The 19,620-nt window shown below is 60.2% G+C and carries 19 protein-coding genes; 17 read left to right on the top strand and 2 right to left on the bottom strand.

Going from position 1 to position 19,620, the window contains the following annotated elements:
* Positions 1-77: 77 nt before the first annotated feature.
* The 6 genes from AC3IT9_RS21685 (at position 78) to AC3IT9_RS21660 (ending at position 5,945) form a co-directional block, all read left to right on the top strand.
* Positions 78-560, top strand: coding sequence for a GNAT family N-acetyltransferase (locus AC3IT9_RS21685; protein ID WP_150726203.1), 483 nt, complete (start codon positions 78-80; stop codon positions 558-560).
* Between the two features lie 192 nt (positions 561-752).
* Entirely contained in the window at positions 753-1,745 is a 993-nt protein-coding gene (locus AC3IT9_RS21680) for a 2-dehydro-3-deoxygalactonokinase (RefSeq protein WP_489270993.1), read from the top strand.
* A gap of 19 nt (positions 1,746-1,764) precedes the next feature.
* A complete protein-coding gene (locus AC3IT9_RS21675) occupies positions 1,765-2,385 on the top strand; it encodes a 2-dehydro-3-deoxy-6-phosphogalactonate aldolase (RefSeq protein WP_489270992.1) in 621 nt (206 codons plus the stop codon).
* 48 nt (positions 2,386-2,433) lie between these two features.
* Positions 2,434-3,582, top strand: a complete 1,149-nt coding sequence (dgoD, locus tag AC3IT9_RS21670; protein WP_008047041.1) for a galactonate dehydratase — start codon at positions 2,434-2,436, stop codon at positions 3,580-3,582.
* Between the two features lie 188 nt (positions 3,583-3,770).
* On the top strand, positions 3,771-5,081 hold the full coding sequence (locus AC3IT9_RS21665) for an MFS transporter (RefSeq protein WP_150758270.1): 1,311 nt from the start codon (positions 3,771-3,773) through the stop codon (positions 5,079-5,081).
* A gap of 60 nt (positions 5,082-5,141) precedes the next feature.
* Positions 5,142-5,945: an IclR family transcriptional regulator gene (locus AC3IT9_RS21660; protein WP_056727198.1), complete on the top strand. Its 804-nt coding sequence runs from the start codon at positions 5,142-5,144 to the stop codon at positions 5,943-5,945.
* On the opposite strand, the gene AC3IT9_RS21655 is transcribed toward AC3IT9_RS21660, so the two are convergent.
* A complete protein-coding gene (locus tag AC3IT9_RS21655; RefSeq protein ID WP_489270991.1) occupies positions 5,942-6,994 on the bottom strand; it encodes an NAD(P)-dependent alcohol dehydrogenase in 1,053 nt (350 codons plus the stop codon). The genes AC3IT9_RS21660 and AC3IT9_RS21655 overlap by 4 nt on opposite strands.
* A gap of 191 nt (positions 6,995-7,185) precedes the next feature.
* On the opposite strand from AC3IT9_RS21655, the gene AC3IT9_RS21650 reads away from it, so the two are divergent.
* A complete protein-coding gene (locus AC3IT9_RS21650; RefSeq protein ID WP_489270990.1) occupies positions 7,186-8,076 on the top strand; it encodes an AraC family transcriptional regulator in 891 nt (296 codons plus the stop codon).
* A gap of 184 nt (positions 8,077-8,260) precedes the next feature.
* Here AC3IT9_RS21650 and AC3IT9_RS21645 read toward each other — a convergent pair whose 3' ends face one another.
* Entirely contained in the window at positions 8,261-9,925 is a 1,665-nt protein-coding gene (locus AC3IT9_RS21645) for an electron transfer flavoprotein-ubiquinone oxidoreductase (protein ID WP_150758268.1), read from the bottom strand.
* Between the two features lie 548 nt (positions 9,926-10,473).
* Here AC3IT9_RS21645 and AC3IT9_RS21640 point away from each other — a divergent pair.
* The 10 genes from AC3IT9_RS21640 to AC3IT9_RS21595 all read left to right on the top strand — a co-directional run bounded on the left by AC3IT9_RS21640 (position 10,474) and on the right by AC3IT9_RS21595 (position 19,610).
* Entirely contained in the window at positions 10,474-11,223 is a 750-nt protein-coding gene (locus AC3IT9_RS21640; protein WP_489270989.1) for an electron transfer flavoprotein subunit beta/FixA family protein, read from the top strand.
* A 2-nt stretch (positions 11,224-11,225) separates the two neighbouring features.
* Entirely contained in the window at positions 11,226-12,155 is a 930-nt protein-coding gene (locus tag AC3IT9_RS21635; RefSeq protein WP_347908212.1) for an electron transfer flavoprotein subunit alpha/FixB family protein, read from the top strand.
* A gap of 481 nt (positions 12,156-12,636) precedes the next feature.
* Complete coding sequence (gene ltrA / locus AC3IT9_RS21630; protein ID WP_151213490.1) at positions 12,637-14,058, top strand: group II intron reverse transcriptase/maturase; 1,422 nt, start codon at positions 12,637-12,639, stop codon at positions 14,056-14,058.
* A gap of 216 nt (positions 14,059-14,274) precedes the next feature.
* The gene (locus tag AC3IT9_RS21625; protein WP_489270987.1) at positions 14,275-15,111 is read left to right on the top strand and encodes a substrate-binding periplasmic protein; all 837 of its coding nucleotides are present in this window, start codon (positions 14,275-14,277) and stop codon (positions 15,109-15,111) included.
* Positions 15,112-15,120: 9 nt separating this feature from the next.
* Positions 15,121-15,477, top strand: a complete 357-nt coding sequence (locus AC3IT9_RS21620; RefSeq protein WP_150726212.1) for a DUF4398 domain-containing protein — start codon at positions 15,121-15,123, stop codon at positions 15,475-15,477.
* Positions 15,474-16,286, top strand: a complete 813-nt coding sequence (locus AC3IT9_RS21615; protein ID WP_489270986.1) for an OmpA family protein — start codon at positions 15,474-15,476, stop codon at positions 16,284-16,286. Before AC3IT9_RS21620 ends, AC3IT9_RS21615 begins: the two co-directional genes overlap by 4 nt.
* Before the next feature lie 201 nt (positions 16,287-16,487).
* On the top strand, positions 16,488-17,927 hold the full coding sequence (locus AC3IT9_RS21610) for an aminotransferase-like domain-containing protein (protein ID WP_150726214.1): 1,440 nt from the start codon (positions 16,488-16,490) through the stop codon (positions 17,925-17,927).
* An 80-nt stretch (positions 17,928-18,007) separates the two neighbouring features.
* Positions 18,008-18,487, top strand: coding sequence for a translation initiation factor 2 (locus AC3IT9_RS21605; RefSeq protein WP_489270985.1), 480 nt, complete (start codon positions 18,008-18,010; stop codon positions 18,485-18,487).
* 166 nt (positions 18,488-18,653) lie between these two features.
* Positions 18,654-18,908, top strand: a complete 255-nt coding sequence (locus AC3IT9_RS21600; RefSeq protein WP_046037440.1) for a YkgJ family cysteine cluster protein — start codon at positions 18,654-18,656, stop codon at positions 18,906-18,908.
* Positions 18,909-19,004: 96 nt separating this feature from the next.
* Positions 19,005-19,610: an START domain-containing protein gene (locus tag AC3IT9_RS21595; protein WP_489270984.1), complete on the top strand. Its 606-nt coding sequence runs from the start codon at positions 19,005-19,007 to the stop codon at positions 19,608-19,610.
* Positions 19,611-19,620 lie beyond the last annotated feature (10 nt).

Below are 19,620 nucleotides of genomic sequence, written 5' to 3'. Positions count from 1 at the left end.
GCCCGTGAGCAAGCTCACTCGCCACGCGTCACGCGCCGACTTAGTATGGCGTTTTCCACTTTTGACAAGGCACGTCCATGACGATCGAAATCCGCCCGGCGACCCCCAGTGACGCACCGCAAATCCTCGCGTTCATCACTGAACTGGCCGACTACGAACGTGCCCGCCATGAAGTCATCGCCAGCGTTGCCGATATCGAGCGCAGCCTGTTCAGCGAAGGCGCCACCGCCCATGGCCTGATCTGCCTGCGCGACGGGGCACCCATCGGTTTCGCGGTGTTCTTTTTCAGCTATTCCACCTGGCTTGGCAGCAATTGCCTGTACCTCGAAGACCTCTACATCACCCCGGAACAGCGCGGCGGTGGTGCGGGCAAGACCCTGTTGCGGCATCTGGCGAAAATCGCTTGCGCCAATGATTGCGGGCGGTTTGAGTGGAGCGTGCTGGAGTGGAATACGCCGGCCATCGACTTCTACAAATCCCTGGGGGCGCAGCCGCAGGAGGAGTGGGTGCGCTATCGGATGGATGGGGCGGTGTTGCGGGATTTTGCTTCGGGTAACTAATCGCTTTTAAAAGATCGCAGCCTTCGGCAGCTCCTACGCAGGAATTCGCGTTTCCTGTAGGAGCTGCCGAAGGCTGCGATCTTTTTTTGTTTCGTCTCACAATATGGGATTGATATTTATATATTGAGATTATCAGGTGTCCGGGTTTATAGTCGCGCTCACTCACTGCCAAAAACCAAAACAGGTGAAGCGATGCAGGCGCAATTGATCGCGCTCGACTGGGGGACAACCTCATTACGTGCTTACAAACTGGCTGAAGGCGGCCAAGTGCTCGAACAGCGTTCGCTGTCGTCGGGGATCATGCAGTTGCCCAAGGCGCCGCGAATCATCAACGGTCGGGAATGCGCCGACGGCTTTGAACTGGCGTTCGACGAGGCTTGCGGCGACTGGCTCGACGCCCAGCCGGACTTGCCGGTGATTGCCTGCGGCATGGTCGGCAGCGCCCAGGGCTGGAGCGAAGCGGCCTACCGCGACACGCCGGCGAACGTCGCCAAGCTCGGTACTTCCTTGCAAACCGTGCGCAGCCTGCGCGGCGTTGATGTGCATATCGTGCCCGGCGTCATCGAGCGTTCGCCTTTGCCGAACGTGATGCGCGGTGAAGAAACCCAGGTGCTCGGCGTGCTGCAAAACCTGGCGAGCGAGGCGGGCGCTGATCTGCTGATCGGCCTGCCGGGTAGCCATTCGAAATGGGTGGAAGTGGCCGACGGCTGCATCATGCATTTCGATACTTTCATGACCGGCGAAGTCTTCGCTGTGCTCAGTCAACACAGCATTCTCGGACGCACCCAACAATGTGGCGGGTCTTTCGATGGCGATGCGTTTGATCGCGGCGTGAAGGTCGCGTTGTCGGCGGACGGTGAAATCGGTCCGCTGTCGACGATGTTCAGCGCCCGCAGTCTCGGGCTGACCGGTGAACTGAGCACTGCGGCGCAAGCGGATTATCTGTCAGGCCTGCTGATTGGCCATGAACTGTCGGCCCTGGCCAGCGTTCAGCGGCGCCGGCGCAACAGCGTGCATCTGCCTTCGATCATCCTCATCGGCAACACCCAACTCTGTGCCCGCTACAGCCGCGCGCTCGGCGCCTGCGGTTTTGCCCGGGTGACCCTGGCCGAACAGGCCACCGAACGCGGATTGTGGCAACTGGCACTGGCTGCCGGCCTGGTCACGTGCACCGCATCCCGTTAAACCTGACTGGAGTCCTGACATGCTCAAACAAGCCCTGGCGCAAAACGGCCTGATCGCGATCCTGCGTGGTCTGTGCCCGCAGGAAGCGGCGGCCATCGGCGAAGTCCTGTACGCCGCCGGATTTCGCGTCATCGAAGTGCCGCTCAATTCCCCTGAGCCGTACGAAAGTATCCGCATCCTGCGCAGTACCTTGCCCGCCGATTGCCTGATCGGTGCCGGCACGGTGTTGACGCCGGAGCAGGTCGAGCAAGTGAAAGCCGCGGGTGGCCAGGTGATCGTCATGCCCCATAGCGATCCGAAGGTCTTGCGCGCGGCGAAAGCGGCGGGGCTGTACCTGTCGCCGGGTGTCGCCACGCCGACCGAAGCCTTCGCGGCACTGGCTGAAGGCGCGGACGTGCTGAAGCTGTTCCCGGCCGAGCAGATGGGCCCGGCAGTCGTCAAAGCCTGGCTCGCCGTATTGCCGGCCGGAACCCTTCTGGCGCCGGTCGGCGGGATCACGCCGGACAACATGCAGTCGTTCATCGACGCCGGCGTCAAAGGTTTCGGCCTCGGTTCCGGCCTGTTCAAACCGGGCATGACGCCTGCGCAAGTGGCGGCCAATGCCAAGGCCTACGTCGCTGCCTGGAAAGCCCTTCGCTAAGACTTCTTTGAGCGCCGAGCGCGCTGCATCTAATAAGAGAGCCAAAAGATGAAAATCACCAAACTGACCACCTTCATCGTTCCGCCGCGCTGGTGCTTCCTCAAGGTCGAAACCGACGAGGGCGTGACCGGTTGGGGCGAGCCCGTGGTCGAAGGCCGCGCCCACACCGTTGCCGCGGCCGTTGAAGAATTGTCCGACTACCTGATCGGCAAGGACCCACGCAACATCGAAGACATCTGGACCGTGCTCTATCGCGGCGGCTTCTACCGTGGCGGCGCGATCCACATGAGCGCCCTGGCCGGTATCGACCAGGCCCTGTGGGACATCAAGGGCAAGGCGCTGGGCGTATCGGTCAGCGATCTGCTGGGTGGGCAGGTGCGGGACAAGATTCGTGTGTATTCGTGGATCGGCGGCGACCGTCCGGCGGACACCGCGCGGGCGGCGAAAGAAGCGGTCGAGCGTGGCTTCACCGCGGTGAAAATGAATGGCACCGAAGAGCTGCAATTCCTCGACACTTTCGACAAGGTCGACCAGGCCCTGGCCAACGTCGCTGCCGTGCGCGATGCCGTCGGCCCGAACGTCGGCATAGGCGTGGACTTCCATGGCCGGGTGCACAAGCCCATGGCCAAGGTGCTGATGAAGGAGCTTGATCCGTACAAGCTGATGTTCATCGAAGAGCCGGTGCTCAGTGAAAACTACGAAGCGCTGAAAGAACTGGCGCCGCTGACCAGCACGCCGATTGCCCTGGGTGAGCGGCTGTTCTCGCGCTGGGATTTCAAGCGCGTGCTCAGCGAAGGTTATGTCGACATCATCCAGCCGGATGCGTCCCACGCCGGCGGCATCACCGAAACCCGCAAGATCGCCAACATGGCCGAAGCCTACGACGTCGCGCTGGCGCTGCATTGCCCGCTGGGCCCGATTGCCCTGGCGGCCTGCCTGCAACTGGACGCCGCCTGCTACAACGCATTCATCCAGGAACAGAGCCTGGGCATCCATTACAACGAGAGCAACGACCTGCTCGACTACGTCAAAGACCCACGGGTATTCGACTACGACAAAGGCTTTGTGAAGATCCCGAACGGCCCGGGCCTGGGTATCGAGATCAACGAGGAGTACGTGATCGAACGCGCCGCCATCGGCCACCGCTGGCGCAACCCGATCTGGCGCCATGCCGATGGCAGTTTTGCCGAGTGGTGAGTTCTTCCTGACTCACCACAAGCCCCTGTGGGAGCCAGCCTGCTGGCGATTTGGTCGGCACATCCAGCATTTATGGTGGCTGACACTCCGCTATCGCCAGCAGGCTGGCTCCCACAGTTTGATCTCCATGACTCCGGAGATCTGCATTTCACATCGACCTCAATAACCATAAGAAGAGGCACCCCCCCATGCAACCGCAAACCCTCACTGGGCAGGCGTCGTTGGTGACGCCCAGCCGCAAGCGTTTTTTCATCATGGTGCTGTTGTTCATCACCGTGGTGATCAACTACCTGGACCGCAGCAACCTGTCGATTGCCGCCCCGGCATTGACCAGTGACCTGGGCATCGACCCGATCCATGTCGGCCTGATCTTCTCCGCATTCGGCTGGACCTACGCTGCCATGCAGATCCCCGGCGGCTGGCTGGTGGACCGCGTGCCGCCACGGATTCTGTACAGCGTCGCCTTGCTGCTGTGGTCGGTGGCCACGGTGATGCTCGGCTTCGCCGGCAGCTTCATCGCGCTGTTCGTGTTGCGCATGGCGGTCGGTGCACTGGAAGCGCCGGCGTACCCGATCAACAGCCGCGTGGTCACCACCTGGTTTCCCGAGCGCGAGCGCGCCACGGCCATCGGTTTCTACACCTCTGGGCAGTTCGTCGGCCTGGCCTTCCTGACGCCGGTGCTGGCCTGGCTGCAGCACGAATTCGGCTGGCACATGGTGTTCGTCTCCACCGGCGCGGTGGGCATTGTGTGGGCGGTGATCTGGTACGCGGTGTATCGCGAGCCGCGGGATTTCAAAGGCGCCAATGACGCAGAGATTGATCTGATCCGCGAGGGCGGCGGGCTGGTGGATATCCAGGCCGAACAGGCCAAGGTCAAAGCCAAATTCAGCTGGACCGACCTGGGCATTGTCCTGACCAAGCGCAAACTCTGGGGCATCTACCTCGGGCAGTTCTGCCTCAACTCGACCCTGTGGTTCTTCCTCACCTGGTTTCCGACCTACTTGGTGAAATACCGCGGCATGGACTTCATCAAGTCCGGCCTGCTGGCGTCGCTGCCGTTTCTCGCGGCCTTTGTCGGCGTACTGTGTTCCGGTTTCTTCTCGGACTTTTTGATCCGTCGCGGCTACACGGTAGGTTTCGCCCGCAAGTTGCCGATCATCAGCGGACTGCTGATTTCCACCTCGATCATCGGCGCCAACTTCGTCGAGTCGACGCCGTTGGTGATTGCCTTCCTCGCACTGGCATTCTTCGGCAATGGCCTGGCTTCGATTACCTGGTCGCTGGTGTCGACCTTGGCTCCGGCGCGCTTGCTCGGGCTGACCGGCGGGGTGTTCAACTTCATCGGCAACCTGTCGGCGATTGCCACGCCTATTGTGATCGGCTTTCTCGCAACGGGTGATTCCTTTGCCCCGGCGATCACCTACATCTCGGTGCTGGCGTTGATCGGTGCACTGTCCTACATCTTGCTGGTGGGCAAGGTCGAGCGTATCAAGTTGTAGTCGTGGCACGCGGGCGACCATAATGCCGCCCGTTCACTCGCTCAACGGTAAAGGCTGGATATGCAGGAAGACGCCCCAAAAATCGCCAAGGACGCCGCGCCGACCGGCACCCAGACCCTGCTTCGCGGGTTGGGTGTGGTTCACGCCGTAGCCAGTGGCGCCCGCGATCTCAAGGAAATCGCCCGGCTGATCGGCACCACGCGCAGCACCACTCATCGCCTGGCCAGCTGCCTGGTGGACGAGCGTTATCTGCGGGTGGTGCCGCAAGTCGGTTATCTGCTGGGGCCGAAACTGATCGAGCTGGGCTTCCAGGCCCGTGAAGAGTTGCCGTTGGTGACCTTGGCCGGGCCGTATCTGGATGAGTTGTCGGCGTTGACCGGCGACACCATTCACCTGGCGATCCGTGAAGGCGACGAAGTGCTGTACCTGCACAAGAATCCGGGGCGCAATGGCCCGGAAATGCGTTCGCGGGTCGGCCATCGCATGCCGTTGGCGCGCACCGGGATCGGCAAGGCGCTGATGCTCGATGATTCGCCGCAGGAGTGGCAGCGCCTGTACGAAGTCAGCCTGCCGGTGGGTGGGAAAAACCAGTTCTGGCCGCAGCACCCGGAGCAATCCTGGGAGCAGTTCGAGCAGCGCATGGTCGAGTACGTGGCCGGCGGTTATGCCTTCGACCTGGAAGACAACGAACCATCGATCCGCTGCGTGGCGGCGCCGATCCGCGATGCCAGCAAACGCATCGTCGCAGGTATCAGCATCGCCAGCACCGTCCCGTACATGCCGCTGGAAAAAATGGCCGAGCTGATTCCCCTGATCAAAGGGGTCACGGCCCGGCTGTCGGCGGAGCTGGGTCTTAAGGTTTAAACCTTGAGGGTCGCCATGTCGATGACGAAGCGGTACTTCACGTCACCGGCGATCATGCGGGCGTAAGCCTCGTTGATCTGGCGGATGTCGAGCATCTCGATGTCGCAGGTGATGTTGTGTTCGGCGCAGAAATCCAGCACTTCCTGGGTTTCGGCGATGCCGCCGATCAGCGAGCCGGCGAGCACGCGACGCCCCAACACCAGTTTGGCGGCATGCACCGGTGGCTCCACCGGTTCGATCAAGCCCACCAGGATATGCACGCCGTCGAAACGCAGCGTATCGAGGTAAGGGTTGAGGTCGTGCTGCACCGGAATGGTGTCGAGCAGGAAGTCGAAGCGACCGGCGGCGGCCTGCATCTGCGCGTCATCGGTGGACACGATCACATGGTCCGCACCCTGGCTGCGAGCCTCTTCCGCCTTGCTTGCCGAACGGGTGAACAGCGTTACTTCCGCGCCCATGGCCTTGGCGAACTTGATGCCCATGTGGCCCAGGCCGCCCATGCCGAGAATCCCGACCTTGTCACCGGCCTTCACGCCGTAGTGCTTGAGCGGCGAGTAGGTGGTGATGCCGGCGCACAGGATCGGCGCGGCGCTGGCCGGGTCCAGTGACTTGGGAATGCGCACCACGAAGTGCTCACTGACCACGATGCTGTCGGAGTAACCGCCCATGGTGTTGCTGCCATCGACCCGGTCCGGGGTGGCGTAGGTCAGGGTCGGGCCTTCGAGGCAGTATTGCTCCTGGTTGGCCTGGCAGGCTTCGCAGCTGCGGCACGAGTCGACCATGCAGCCGACACCGACCAGATCGCCGACTTTGTGTTGGGTGACATTTGCACCGACGGCGCTCACCTTGCCTACGATTTCGTGGCCAGGCATCAGCGGGTAAACGGCAATGCCCCACTCGTTGCGGGCCTGATGGATGTCGGAATGGCAGACGCCGCAGTAGAGAATCTCGATGGCAACGTCGTCGGGCCTTGGGCTGCGGCGTTCGAATTTCACGGGGGCGAGGGGAGTGGTGGCCGACTGGGCGGCGTATCCGATGGCGGTGTACATGGTGAACCTCGCAAAAGCGCTGACGGGTGAGGTGGCGCATTCTGGGCGCCGAACCCTGTACCGGCCATGGCGATTCCTCCGGGTGTCATGCCTATTCCTCCGGCATGCGGGTGCGAGCCGTCGCATTGGCCAGCAGATCTGCGATGATGCTTTCGTCCATTTTTCCGCGACTTTTTTTGTGAAGTGCCCTGATGCTGTTAACCCGTCACCTTGATGCCAATGCCAACCTGGTTTCGCTGATCGAGCCGTTGTCCACTCGCGACGGGTTCGTCCCGACCGCGTTGCCGGGTGTGCAGGTTTTGCGGGCCAGTTGCGACGTGGCCCGAGGGCCGCAGATCTATGAGCCGAGCCTGGTGATCATCGCCCAGGGCAGCAAACTGGCGTACCTGGGGCCGCGCACCCTGGAATATGGCGCAGGGCACTACCTGATTCAGGCGCTGCCGGTGCCGTTCGAGTGTGAAACCTTTGCCGCGCCGGACGGGCCGATGCTTGGGGTGTCGGTTGCGATCGACCGGGTGATGCTGGGCGAGTTGGTGTTGGCGATGGGCCTGACACCGGGGCGGCATATTCCGGCGCAAACGCCTGAGTCCATGACCTCGGCAGTGCTCGATGATGCGATGCGCGGTTGTGTCGAGCGGCTGTTGCGTTGCCTGCACGATCCGCTGGAATGCCAGATCATGGGGCAAGCGCGTTTGCGCGAGTTGCTGTTTGTCGCATTGCGCGGTCCGCAAGCCGATGTGTTGCGGGCGTTGGTTGAGCAGCAGGGGCAGTTCGCCCGGATCGCGGCATCCCTCAGCCATCTGCATGCGCATTTTGCCGAACCGCTGAACGTCGAGACCCTGGCCAGTTGCGCGAACATGAGTGCGTCGACCTTTCACGAGCATTTCAAGCGCAGCACCTTGTTGTCGCCGGTGCAGTATCTGAAGCGATTGCGTCTGCTCAGGGCGCAGCAGTTGTTGGTGGGGGAGGGGCTGGGGGTGGCGCAGGTGGCGCATCGGGTGGGGTATCAGAGTACTTCGCAGTTCAGTCGCGAGTACAAGCGGTACTTTGAGCGTAATCCGGGAGACGAACGCGCAGCCTGATCCCGTAAGGAAACCCTGTGGGAGCGAGCCTGCTCGCGAATGCGGTATGTTAGTCAACATCGATGTTGGATTTCAGGCCGTCTTCGCGAGCAGGCTCGCTCCCACAGTGGTCTTGTGGCGTGGGCTTGAATCGCACGCAACAAAAAGGCCCCCGTTTCGGGAGCCTTGATGTTCGCGGTTCGGCTTACATGTTCGGGTAAGTCGGGCCGCCAGCGCCTTCCGGTGCCACCCAGGTGATGTTCTGAGCAGGATCCTTGATGTCGCAGGTCTTGCAGTGAACACAGTTCTGGGCGTTGATCTGGAAGCGCTTCTCGCCGTCTTCCTTGGTGATCACTTCATACACGCCGGCCGGGCAGTAACGCTGTGCCGGCTCATCGTACAGCGGCAGGTTCTTGCTGATCGGGATGCTTGCATCGGCCAGCTTCAGGTGACACGGCTGTTCTTCTTCGTGGTTGGTACCAGAGATGAACACCGAGCTGAGTTTGTCGAAGCTGATCTTGCCGTCCGGTTTCGGGTAGTCGATCTTCTTGCAGTCGGCCGCGAGCTTGAGGCAAGCGTAATCCGGCTTGGTGTCGTGCAGGGTGAACGGCAGTTTGCCGCCGAAGATGTTCTGGTCCAGCCAGTTGAAACCACCACCGACGATGGCGCCGAACTTGTGGATCGCCGGGCCGAAGTTGCGGCTGGCGAACAGTTCTTCGTAGAGCCAGCTGTTCTTGAACGCGTCGACGTAAGTGGTCAGCTCTTCGGTGCCATCCTTCTCGGCGAACAGCGCCTCGGCCACGGATTCGGCGGCGAGCATGCCGGACTTCATCGCAGTGTGGCTGCCTTTGATCTTGGCGAAGTTCAGGGTGCCGAGGTCGCAACCGATCAGCGCGCCGCCCTTGAACACCATTTTTGGCAGCGAGTTCAGGCCGCCCTTGCAGATGGCACGTGCGCCGTAGCTGATGCGCTTGCCGCCTTCCAGGTACTGAGCAAGCACCGGGTGATGCTTGAGGCGCTGGAACTCGTCGAACGGCGACAGGTAGGTGTTGCTGTAGGACAGGTCGACGATCAGGCCAACCACGACCTGGTTGTTTTCCAGGTGATAGAGGAACGAGCCACCGGTGTTCTCGGTGCCCATGATGTCCATCGGCCAACCGGCGGTGTGCACCACCAGGCCAGGTTGGTGCTTGGCCGGATCGACTTCCCAGATTTCTTTCAGGCCGATGCCGTAGTGCTGGGCATCAGCGTCAGTGTCCAGGTTGAAGCGCTTGATCAGCTGCTTGCCAATGTGGCCACGGCAACCTTCGGCGAACAACGTGTACTTGCCACGCAGTTCCATGCCAGGGGTGTACAGGCCTTCCTTCGGGTTACCTTCGCGGTCGACGCCGAGGTCGCCGGTGATGATCCCGCGAACCACGCCGTTTTCGTCGATCAGCGCTTCCTGAGCGGCGAAGCCCGGGTAGATTTCCACGCCCAGGTTCTCGGCCTGCTGGGCCAGCCAGCGGCACAGGTTGCCCAGGGAAATGATGTAGTTGCCTTCGTTGTGCATGGTCTTGGGCACAAAGAAGTCTGGAATTTTCTGCGCGCTTTCGGCGTTCTTGAGCACGAAGATGTCGTCGCGGGTCACCGGCGTGTTCAGCGGCGCGCCGAGTTCTTTCCAGTTCGGGAACAGTTCGTTCAGGGCGCGTGGTTCGAACACGGCACCGGACAGGATGTGAGCACCGACTTCGGAGCCTTTTTCGACCACGCAGACGCTGATTTCCTTACCAGCTTCGGCGGCCTTCTGCTTCAAGCGGCAGGCGGCGGAAAGACCAGCGGGGCCGGCACCGACGATGACCACGTCGAATTCCATGTATTCGCGTTCCACAGGCTATCTCCTACTCAAGGCTCAACAGTTTTTTTTCTAATTTGGAAGTCGGGTGTCGCATCCATGAATCCCAGCACAGCGCCGGGAGCGGACAATCGATTGACCACCTTTCTCTTTGGGTGGCGCATTATATCTACACCACTCTCAGCGTCCAATACAAACGTTTGTTTGAATTGGCTCAAAGCCAGAGAAATCAAAGTCACGCGCCTTATGAACGGCCATTTTGGCGTATTGACCGGAATAGGCGTTCCGGTCAAGATACGGGCGGTTTTGCGCTCGCCGTAGGCTGACTGTTGGTTTCAAGAGCACCTCTAAAGACAGGGCGATGGCAGTAGAGAGTGATGCGCTGCGCGGGTTTGATACGCAGTTTACACGCCGCGATGTTGAATGACTCGTCAGTCACCACTGACGAACGGTCATCCAGATCATGAGCGATGGTCACTTGACACCTTTGCCGGCGTTTTTGGAGGTGCCCTTGCGCCCGATGAGCATCAACCGCCAGGTTCGCCTAGGCGACTTTCTTTTCACCGGACTGTAACGAGGAATCCATGAAGGTTCTTGTAGCTGTCAAACGCGTTGTGGATTACAACGTCAAGGTTCGCGTCAAGGCGGACAATTCCGGCGTCGATCTTGCCAACGTCAAGATGTCGATGAACCCGTTCTGCGAAATCGCCGTGGAAGAAGCCGTACGCCTGAAAGAGAAGGGTGTTGCGACTGAAATCGTCGTCGTCTCCGTAGGCCCGTCCACCGCTCAAGAGCAACTGCGCACCGCGCTGGCTCTGGGTGCCGACCGCGCCATCCTCGTCGAGTCCGCCGAAGACCTGACTTCCCTGGCTGTTGCCAAACTGTTGAAAGCTGTTGTCGACAAGGAACAGCCTCAGCTGGTGATCCTTGGCAAACAGGCCATCGACAGCGACAACAACCAGACTGGCCAGATGCTCGCTGCATTGAGCGGTTACGGTCAGGGCACGTTCGCGTCCAAAGTCGAAATCAACGGCGACAGCGTTGTTGTCACCCGTGAAGTCGACGGCGGCGCGCAGACGGTTTCCCTGAAACTGCCGGCTATCGTCACCACCGACCTGCGTTTGAACGAGCCGCGCTACGCGTCTCTGCCAAACATCATGAAAGCCAAGAAGAAGCCTCTCGAAGTGCTGACTCCGGACGCTTTGGGCGTTTCCACCGCCTCCACCAACAAAACCCTGAAAGTCGAAGCGCCGGCTGCACGCAGCGCGGGTATCAAGGTCAAGTCGGTGGCTGAACTGGTCGAGAAACTGAAAAACGAAGCGAAGGTAATCTAATCATGACTATCTTGGTAATCGCTGAACACGACGGCAAAGCAGTGGCCCCGGCCACGCTGAACACCGTGGCCGCTGCTGTCAAAATCGGCGGCGACGTGCACGTACTGGTTGCAGGTCAGGGCGTTGGCGCCGTGGCTGAAGCCGCTGCGAAAGTCGCTGGCGTGGCTAAAGTGCTGGTGGCCGATAACGCTGCCTACGCTCACCAACTGCCGGAAAACGTCGCTCCGCTGGTAGCTGAGCTGGGCAAGGGCTACAGCCACATCCTGGCTGCCGCTACTTCCAACGGCAAAAACATCCTGCCGCGCGTTGCCGCAGCCCTGGACGTTGACCAGATCTCCGAGATCATCTCGGTAGAAAGCGCTGACACCTTCAAGCGTCCGATCTACGCCGGTAACGCCATCGCTACCGTTCAATCGAACGCTGCAGTGAAAGTGATCACCGTGCGTGCCACCGGTTTCGACCCGGTTGCCGCTGAAGGCGGTTCTGCTGCTGTTGAAGCTGTAGCTGCTGCCCACGACGCTGGCATCTCCAGCTTCGTTGGCGAAGAACTGGCCAAATCCGATCGTCCGGAACTGACCGCTGCCAAGATCGTCGTTTCCGGCGGGCGCGGCATGCAGAACGGCGACAACTTCAAACACCTGTACGCCCTGGCCGACAAGCTGGGCGCTGCCGTCGGAGCATCGCGCGCCGCGGTCGACGCAGGTTTTGTTCCGAACGACATGCAGGTCGGTCAGACCGGCAAGATCGTTGCTCCACAGCTATACATCGCCGTCGGTATCTCCGGCGCGATCCAGCACCTGGCCGGCATGAAAGACTCCAAAGTGATCGTTGCGATCAACAAGGACGAAGAAGCGCCGATCTTCCAGGTGGCCGATTACGGCCTGGTGGCGGACTTGTTCGAGGCCATCCCTGAGTTCGAGAAGCTGGTCTAATCCGGCTGCTTCACTTATAAAGAGCCCGGCCTTTTGGTCGGGCTTTTTTTTTTTGGTGCGCCAGGCATGGCGCGTTGCGCGAAGCGCAACCAGCTTGGCTGTGGTGGCCTCGCTGGTGACTTGGAGGTGTAAGTCCTCTACACACCCGGCAAGGGGAAGTGTTAGCCAGAGGCAAGGGTGTCGCGGGCGACTGCGAATCTGAAGGAAGCCCGAGGCAAAATGCTGGCCTGACGAACAGGAAGCGGATAGAGGCGGCGCAGCGGGGTAAGAAGGCCAATATCTTCAAAGCCCAATACTTGCACGGAACGCTGTGACGTAGATCCGACAGGCATAAGCAGGAAGGTCGCGCGAATTACCCTGGGAGATCTGTGGGTTTGCCACTGTGCTACCGAGCGTCGAGAGGCGACGGGATGAGCCCATAGAAGTCAGCTGAGGCCGTAGTAAGTGGCGGATTACCGCGTCACCAAGGGCCGAACAGGTTATGCCGCCAGTAGGCGTCAGAGTCTCGTCGAATGTTGAAACGCAGAATATTCTCCAAGAGAAAACTGTTACCCCAGGTCCTGGACGGTATCCGAGGATGAAGGCTGACAGGGCGCAAACATCGACGGCGTCTGTGGCGTGGACGAACGCGGAGCCGGACACGCTGATGGTGCGGGTGCTTGCACCCGCCAACCTCAAGCGTGCGTATCAACGCGTGGTCAGCAACAAGGGCGCACCGGGTGCCGATGGCATGACGGTCGACCAGCTGGCGGGCTACGTGAAACAGTATTGGCCGATCCTCAAGACTCGGCTGTTGGCCGGCGAATACCACCCGCAAGGTGTACGCGCCGTCGATATCCCCAAACCCAAAGGCGGTACAAGACAGCTGGGTATCCCCAGCGTCGTGGATCGCCTGATCCAGCAGGCGCTGCTGCAACAGCTCACGCCAATCTTCGATCCGCTGTTTTCGGACTACAGCTACGGCTTTCGTCCGGGCAGAAGCGCTCATCAAGCCATCGAAACCGCCCGCGCCCATGTGGCGGCGGGCCACCGCTGGTGCGTGGAACTCGATCTGGAGAAGTTCTTTGATCGGGTCAACCACGATGTATTGATGGCCTACATCGAGCGTCAAATCGAAGATAAACGTGTGCTTATGCTGATCCGTCGTTATCTCGAAGCGGGAATGATGTCGGGCGGGATCGCCAGCCGACGGCAGGAAGGGACGCCGCAAGGCGGCCCGCTCTCACCGTTGTTGTCGAACATCCTGCTCAATGAACTCGACCGCGAACTGGAACGGCGGGGCCATCGTTTTGTACGCTATGCCGACGACGCCAACATTTATGTGCGCAGTCGTCGTGCTGGCGAGCGAGTGCTGGTCAGGGTTGAGCGCTTCCTGAATCAACGCCTGAAACTGACGTTGAATCAAGAAAAGAGCCGAGTAGCACGGCCGTGGGCGTGTGATTACTTGGGTTACGGGATGAGCCTGCATAAACAGCCGAGGCTGAAAGTAGCTACGATGAGCCTGAATCGCTTGCGCGATCGGCTCAGAGAACTGCTGCGCGGAGCGCGGGGCCACAAGATGGCAAGCGTCATTGAACGGATTAACCCGGTGTTACGTGGTTGGGCGGGTTACTTCAAGCTCAGCCAGAGCAACCGCCCCCTTGAGGAGTTGGATGGCTGGATGCGCCGTAAACTTCGCTGTGTCATTTGGCGTCAATGGAAGCAGCGCCCAACGAGGGCGCGCAACCTGATACGTCTGGGGATCAGCGAAGCACGCGCCTGCAAATCAGCGTTCAACGGGCGCGGGCCATGGTGGAATTCGGGAGCGTCACATATGAATCACGCGCTGCCGAAGAAGCTGTGGGACAGCCTGGGGCTGGTCCCAATACTGGATACGATAAAACGGCTTAACCGCATAACCTGAACCGCCGTATACGGACCCGTACGTACGGTGGTGTGAGAGGACGGCGGCTGTGAAGCCGCCTCCTACTCGATCCTTTTTCTCCTGTAGGAGCGAGCCTGCTCGCGATGGACGTTAACGATGACGCGGGAATCCTGGATAGACGCGGTGCATTTGAGACCATCGCGAGCAGGCTCGCTCCTACAGAGATATAAACGGACTCAACGGGAGTGTATTGCCATGGATCTGCGCTGTGTGTGGAGCTTACTGGGATTGGCGTTATTGCCGGCGCTGTCTGTCGCCGCAGGCAAATGCGAACGCCTGGTGGTCACCGGCAGCCCGGACGCGCCACCGTACCTGTGGCAAGACCCGCAGAACCCCAAGCACCTGATCGGTGCCAGCGCCGATTTGCTGCAGCAAGTGGCGGGGGAGTTGGGGCTCAAGGTCGAACTGCTTTATGCCGGCAAACGCGCCCAGGCCCTGGACGAAGTGCGCAGCGGGCGCATGGACATGCTGGCGGACGCGACGTTGACCGTCAGCGAGCTGGAAACCCTGGACTACATCCATCCACCCTTGCTGGAAAACGACTATCTGGTCTGGACTCGCAAGGACTCGACGCTGGTCTACAACGAAGCACAAGACCTGCACGGCCATCCCGGTGCAGTGTCGGAAAAGGCCCGATTGACCGCGCAATTCAGCACGTTTGCCGGACAGCAGCTAACCCTCACGCGCACGTCCAACCTGACCCAGGGCTTTCAGAAACTGCTGTTGGGCGAGGTCGAGTTTGTACTGGCAGGACGTTACTCGGGCATGGCGACTGCTCAGACACTGGGCATGGCCGCTGATCTGATCGCGCGCTCGCAACCGGTCGACAAGCCTGGCCTGTACCTGGCGATTTCCCATGACTCGGCCTGCAACGATCCGTGGTTGCGCGGACAGTTGGCCAAAAAGATGACAGAATTGCCCGCGTCCGGACTGACGGAAGCCGTGCTGATGCGCAATATCGAGCGCTGGAAGGCACAACGCTCACAACCGCAGCAACCCTCGCAACAACCCGTCAGTACCCCAAAACAGTAAGGATTTTCAGTGAGTATTCGACCTCTTTTCGCTGCCGTGGCCTTTGCCGCCCTGGCGGGTTGTGCAACCGATCCTGCGCCGAATGAACAGATTCGCCTGACCGAACAGGCACTCGAACAGGCCAAGGCCGTGGGCGCCACTGCCGACGATGTGCCGGAAATGAAACTGGCCGAAGACAAGTTCAACCGCGCCAAGGGCAACATGACCGATCAATCCTTCAAAAACGCACGCATGCGGGCCGAACAGGCCGAACTCGATGCGCGCCTGGCTGAAGCCAAGGTGTTGACGGCCAAGAGCGAGGAGCAGTTGAACGTGCTCAACACCCGCATCGCCCGCCTGCGCAAGCAACTGGGAGATGCCGAATGAGCCTCAAGAGCAAAGCCCTCGGCGGTTTGATCCTGGCCGGCTGCGCGAGCCTCTTTGGCTGCGCCAGCCAGCACAGCGAGACTGCATTGCAGCAAGCCGGTGCCGACTTTCAGAAGGTCAAGGAAGACTCCAATGTGCTGCGAATCGCCCCCAAGGACGTGATTCGCGCCGGTGAGTCCCTGGCCCGTGCCGATCGCCTGTCCAGCTATTGGGGCAGCGGTTCGGACGTGGTGCATTACGCCTACCTGAGCCAGCGCTATAGCGCCATTGCCCGGGAACACACCAATCAGGTGCTCAACGAAGAGCAGGCGGCGAAGCTCGAACTGGAACGGCAGCGTCTGCAACTGGCACTGCGTGAATCCAAACTGTTCAGCGTGCAGCAGCAAGGCAAATGGCTCGAGGAGCAGATCCTCGCATTGACCACCAGCCAGACCGACCGTGGTCTGGTGATGACATTGGGCGACATGCTGTTCGACACGGGCGAAGCGGAATTGAAGCCGTCGGCCAACCGTGTGGTATTGAAGATCGTGCAGTTCCTGCAACTCAACCCCAAGCGTGTGGTACGGATCGAGGGTTATACGGACAGTACCGGGGGCAAGCAGGAAAACCTCAAGCTGTCCCGCGACCGCGCACAATCGGTGGCTGACGTGCTGATGGACCTGGGGATCGACGACAAGCGCATCCAGGTCGAGGGTTATGGCGACGAGTACCCGGTGGACGCGAATGCGTCGGAACGGGGCCGGGCGCAGAATCGTCGGGTGGAAATTGTGTTTTCCGACGAAAAGGGCCAGCTCGGCGCTGCCCGCTAAGGGTTGCGTCGCTGGAAAGCCCGGCCTGCCATGCAGCGCCGGGTTTTTTTACGCCTGCCGATTACCGCACAAAACAGTACAGATTTTGCTGACACTGCACTGTACGGTCGACTATTGTGGCAACTGTCCCCGTACACTTCTAAACTGTTCCGGTATTGTTTCACACAAGAATAAAATGCCCGTGAAATCGAGTGCTGCGTCATGACCAACCTTTTGCTCTATCAACGTATTGCTCAACAACTGGCCGAAGACATCCGTCGTGGGGTCTATCAGCCGGGAGAGCGCGTGCCTTCGGTGCGCAAGATGAGCTCGCAGCTCAATGTCAGCCATGCGACGGTGTTGCAGGCGTATGCCAATCTCGAGGATCAGGGTCTGATCCGCGCCCGGCCGCAGTCGGGTTACTACGTGCACCAGACGCCGGCACTCACCGCACCGACGCCGGACATCGCCCGGGTCGAGCGCCCCGGCCTGGTCACCCGCAGCAGCATCATTCAGCAAGTCCTGGTCGAATCCCGTCGTGAAGGTGTGTTCCCGCTGGGCGCTGCGGTGCCGAGTGTCGACTATTTGCCGGTGCGGGCACTGCATCAGCAATTGGCCAAGGTCACCCGTTTCCATAGCCCGCGGGCCTTCAGCTACATGTTCAGCCCCGGTTTCGAGCCGTTGCGCCGACAGGTGGCGATCCGCATGCGCGATGCCGGCGTGGTGGTCGATCCGTCGGAAGTGGTGATCACCCACGGCTGCGTCGATGCGTTGCAGATGTCCTTGCGTGTGCTGACCCGTCCGGGCGATCTGATCGCGGCCGAGTCGCCGACCTATTACGGGTTGCTGCAACTGGCCGACCTGTTGGGCCTCAAGGTCATCGAGATCCCCAGCGATCCCGCCACGGGCATGAGCCTGGAAGCCCTGCAACTGGCGGCCAACCAATGGTCGATCAAGGCGTTGGTGCTGACCACCCGACTGAGCAATCCATTGGGCGGCACCATGCCGGAGGAGCGGCAAAAACAATTGCTGCGCCTGGCCTCGGACTTCGATATCCAGGTTGTCGAAGACGATATCTACGGTGAACTGATGTTCGAGCAGGGGCGCACCAAGTCCCTCAAGGCTTACGATCGGCTGGACCGAGTGATCTATTGCTCGAGCTTCTCCAAGACCCTGTCGCCTGGCGTGCGGATCGGCTGGATGATTGCCGGCAAGTATCAGCAGGAAATCCAGCGCTTGCAGACCTTCAGTACGCATTCCGCGTGCAGCGTGACCCAGATGGGCATTGCCGCTTACCTGGAAAATGGCGGGTACGACCGGCATTTGCGCTTCATCCGTCAGGAATACCGGAAAAACCTCAGTGCCTTCCAGCTGGCGGTGCAGCAGTATTTCCCGGAAGGCACGCAGATGACCCGGCCTACCGGTGGCTTCATTCTGTGGGTCAGTCTGCCGGGGCGGGTCAACACGCAAGAGTTGCATGTGCGGGCATTGCAGCAGGGCATCAGTATTGCGCCGGGACTGATCTTCAGTAATACCGAGCAATTCAATCACTGCATCCGGCTCAACTGCGGCATCCCGTGGAACCGTGAAGCCGAGCGCGCTTTGATGACCCTGGGCATGCTGGCCACCCAACTCTGCCAGGAGATGGCTAGCGGTTTGTAACAGGCTGCTGCTGCGCTTGTCATGTGGGCTGCAACAGGCGAGCATATGCATCTCTGCCGTTTGCACCCACCGTGGGATACATGAAACCGACTTTTCCTGCCGCCTGGCTTTTGCTCTGCCTGATTGCGAGTATTCAGCCGGCATCCGTCATGGCGGCTACCGAGCAGGATCAGACTACCGGCAGTTTCCAAGTCGCACCGATAGAAACCGCACCTGCGAAAAAAGCCTCGGCGACCAGTAAGCAGGCTGCGCCCGTGAAAAAGCGTGCGCCCATTGCCTCCAAATCGAAACCGGCCAGCGAAGTGGCAAAGACTGAGCTTCCATCTGCCAATCTGGACTTGAGTTTGCCCCGGGACATGGTTCAGGAGCTGAAGCCTGTCGGAACGGTGCCGTTGACCAGGCGCGAACCGTTGTTACCCCAGATGTTCGGTGACAAAAGCGGCAGCAGTCCGTTCCAGCTCAACGGCCGCCTGCTCAGCAATGAAATGCAGCTGCAACTGCGAAATGAAGAGCGCCACGAGGTCGAAGGCGCGGCACTGGATTTCGAGTTCAAGCAGTAACCTCATCCCGATCCGCGAGCCGCAGACCAGACGCTTTGTCGGAGACTGCTCGGTCATGCTCGGTTGAGCTGAAAAACCCGCTCGCAGGTAATTTAAAACAACTGTTTTAGCGGGTACTCTGTGCCCCGTCCTTTAACACATTGCTCGTCGCGAGGAGCTTGTCGTCATGAAATGCCGTGAGGGCTGTGGCGCTTGTTGCATTGCCCCTTCCATCAGTTCACCGATTCCCGGTATGCCCAACGGCAAGGCCGCGGGGCAGCGTTGCCTGCAACTTTCCTCCGATAACCTGTGCAGTATTTTCGGCCAGCCAGAACGGCCGGCGGTGTGTTCTGCCTTCGAGGCCGACCCCGAGGTGTGCGGAAGCAGTAGCGAAGAAGCCATCCGGTTGATTGGCTGGTGGGAGCAAATGACGGCGGCGTGATGTGTGGGCTTGCACCTCCGATCACCTCCGAAAAACCTGAAGGTGATCGGAGGTGCAAGCCCAACGAACGGAACTTCAACAATAAGGAATAAGACAATGGGTTCGCTGCATCGTATGGCTGTGTTGTGTGGTTTGACGGTTGCGCTGGTTACCTCGACGGTCCAGGCCGAAGACTGGAAAGTCAAAAAAAACGAAGACGGCATCAAGATCTCCCTGAGTGAAGTGGCCGGCTCCGACTACAAGGCCTACCAGGGCGTCACGCTGATGAAAACCACCATGGCCAAGCTGCGTGCGTTGCAGGAAGACGTGCCCGGAGCCTGCGCCTGGATTCACGAATGCAAAACCCAGAAGCTGCTCAAGCACGAAGGTGACCAGAGCTGGACCTACACTCAGTTCAACACCCCATGGCCGGTTACTCCGCGTGATTCGGTGTTGCACATCACCACCATCGAAGGGGCTGATGGCAGCCTGACCCGCAAGCTCGAAGGCGTACCGAAATACGTTCCTGAAGAAAAAGGCTTCGTCCGGGTCGCCAAGGTCGACGGTTTCTGGAAGTTCGTACCCAAGGGCGACCAGATCGAAGTGACCTATCAGGTGCACACCGAACCGGGCGGTAGCGTGCCGTCGATGGTGGCCAACAAGTTCGTGGTGGATGCCCCGTTCAATACCTTGAAAGCCCTCAAGGAACGCGCCGAGAAGTAACTGTGTCGTT

The organism is Pseudomonas sp. KH_046_1 (assembly GCF_057839025.1).
This window is presented reverse-complemented; position numbering and strand designations above follow the sequence as displayed.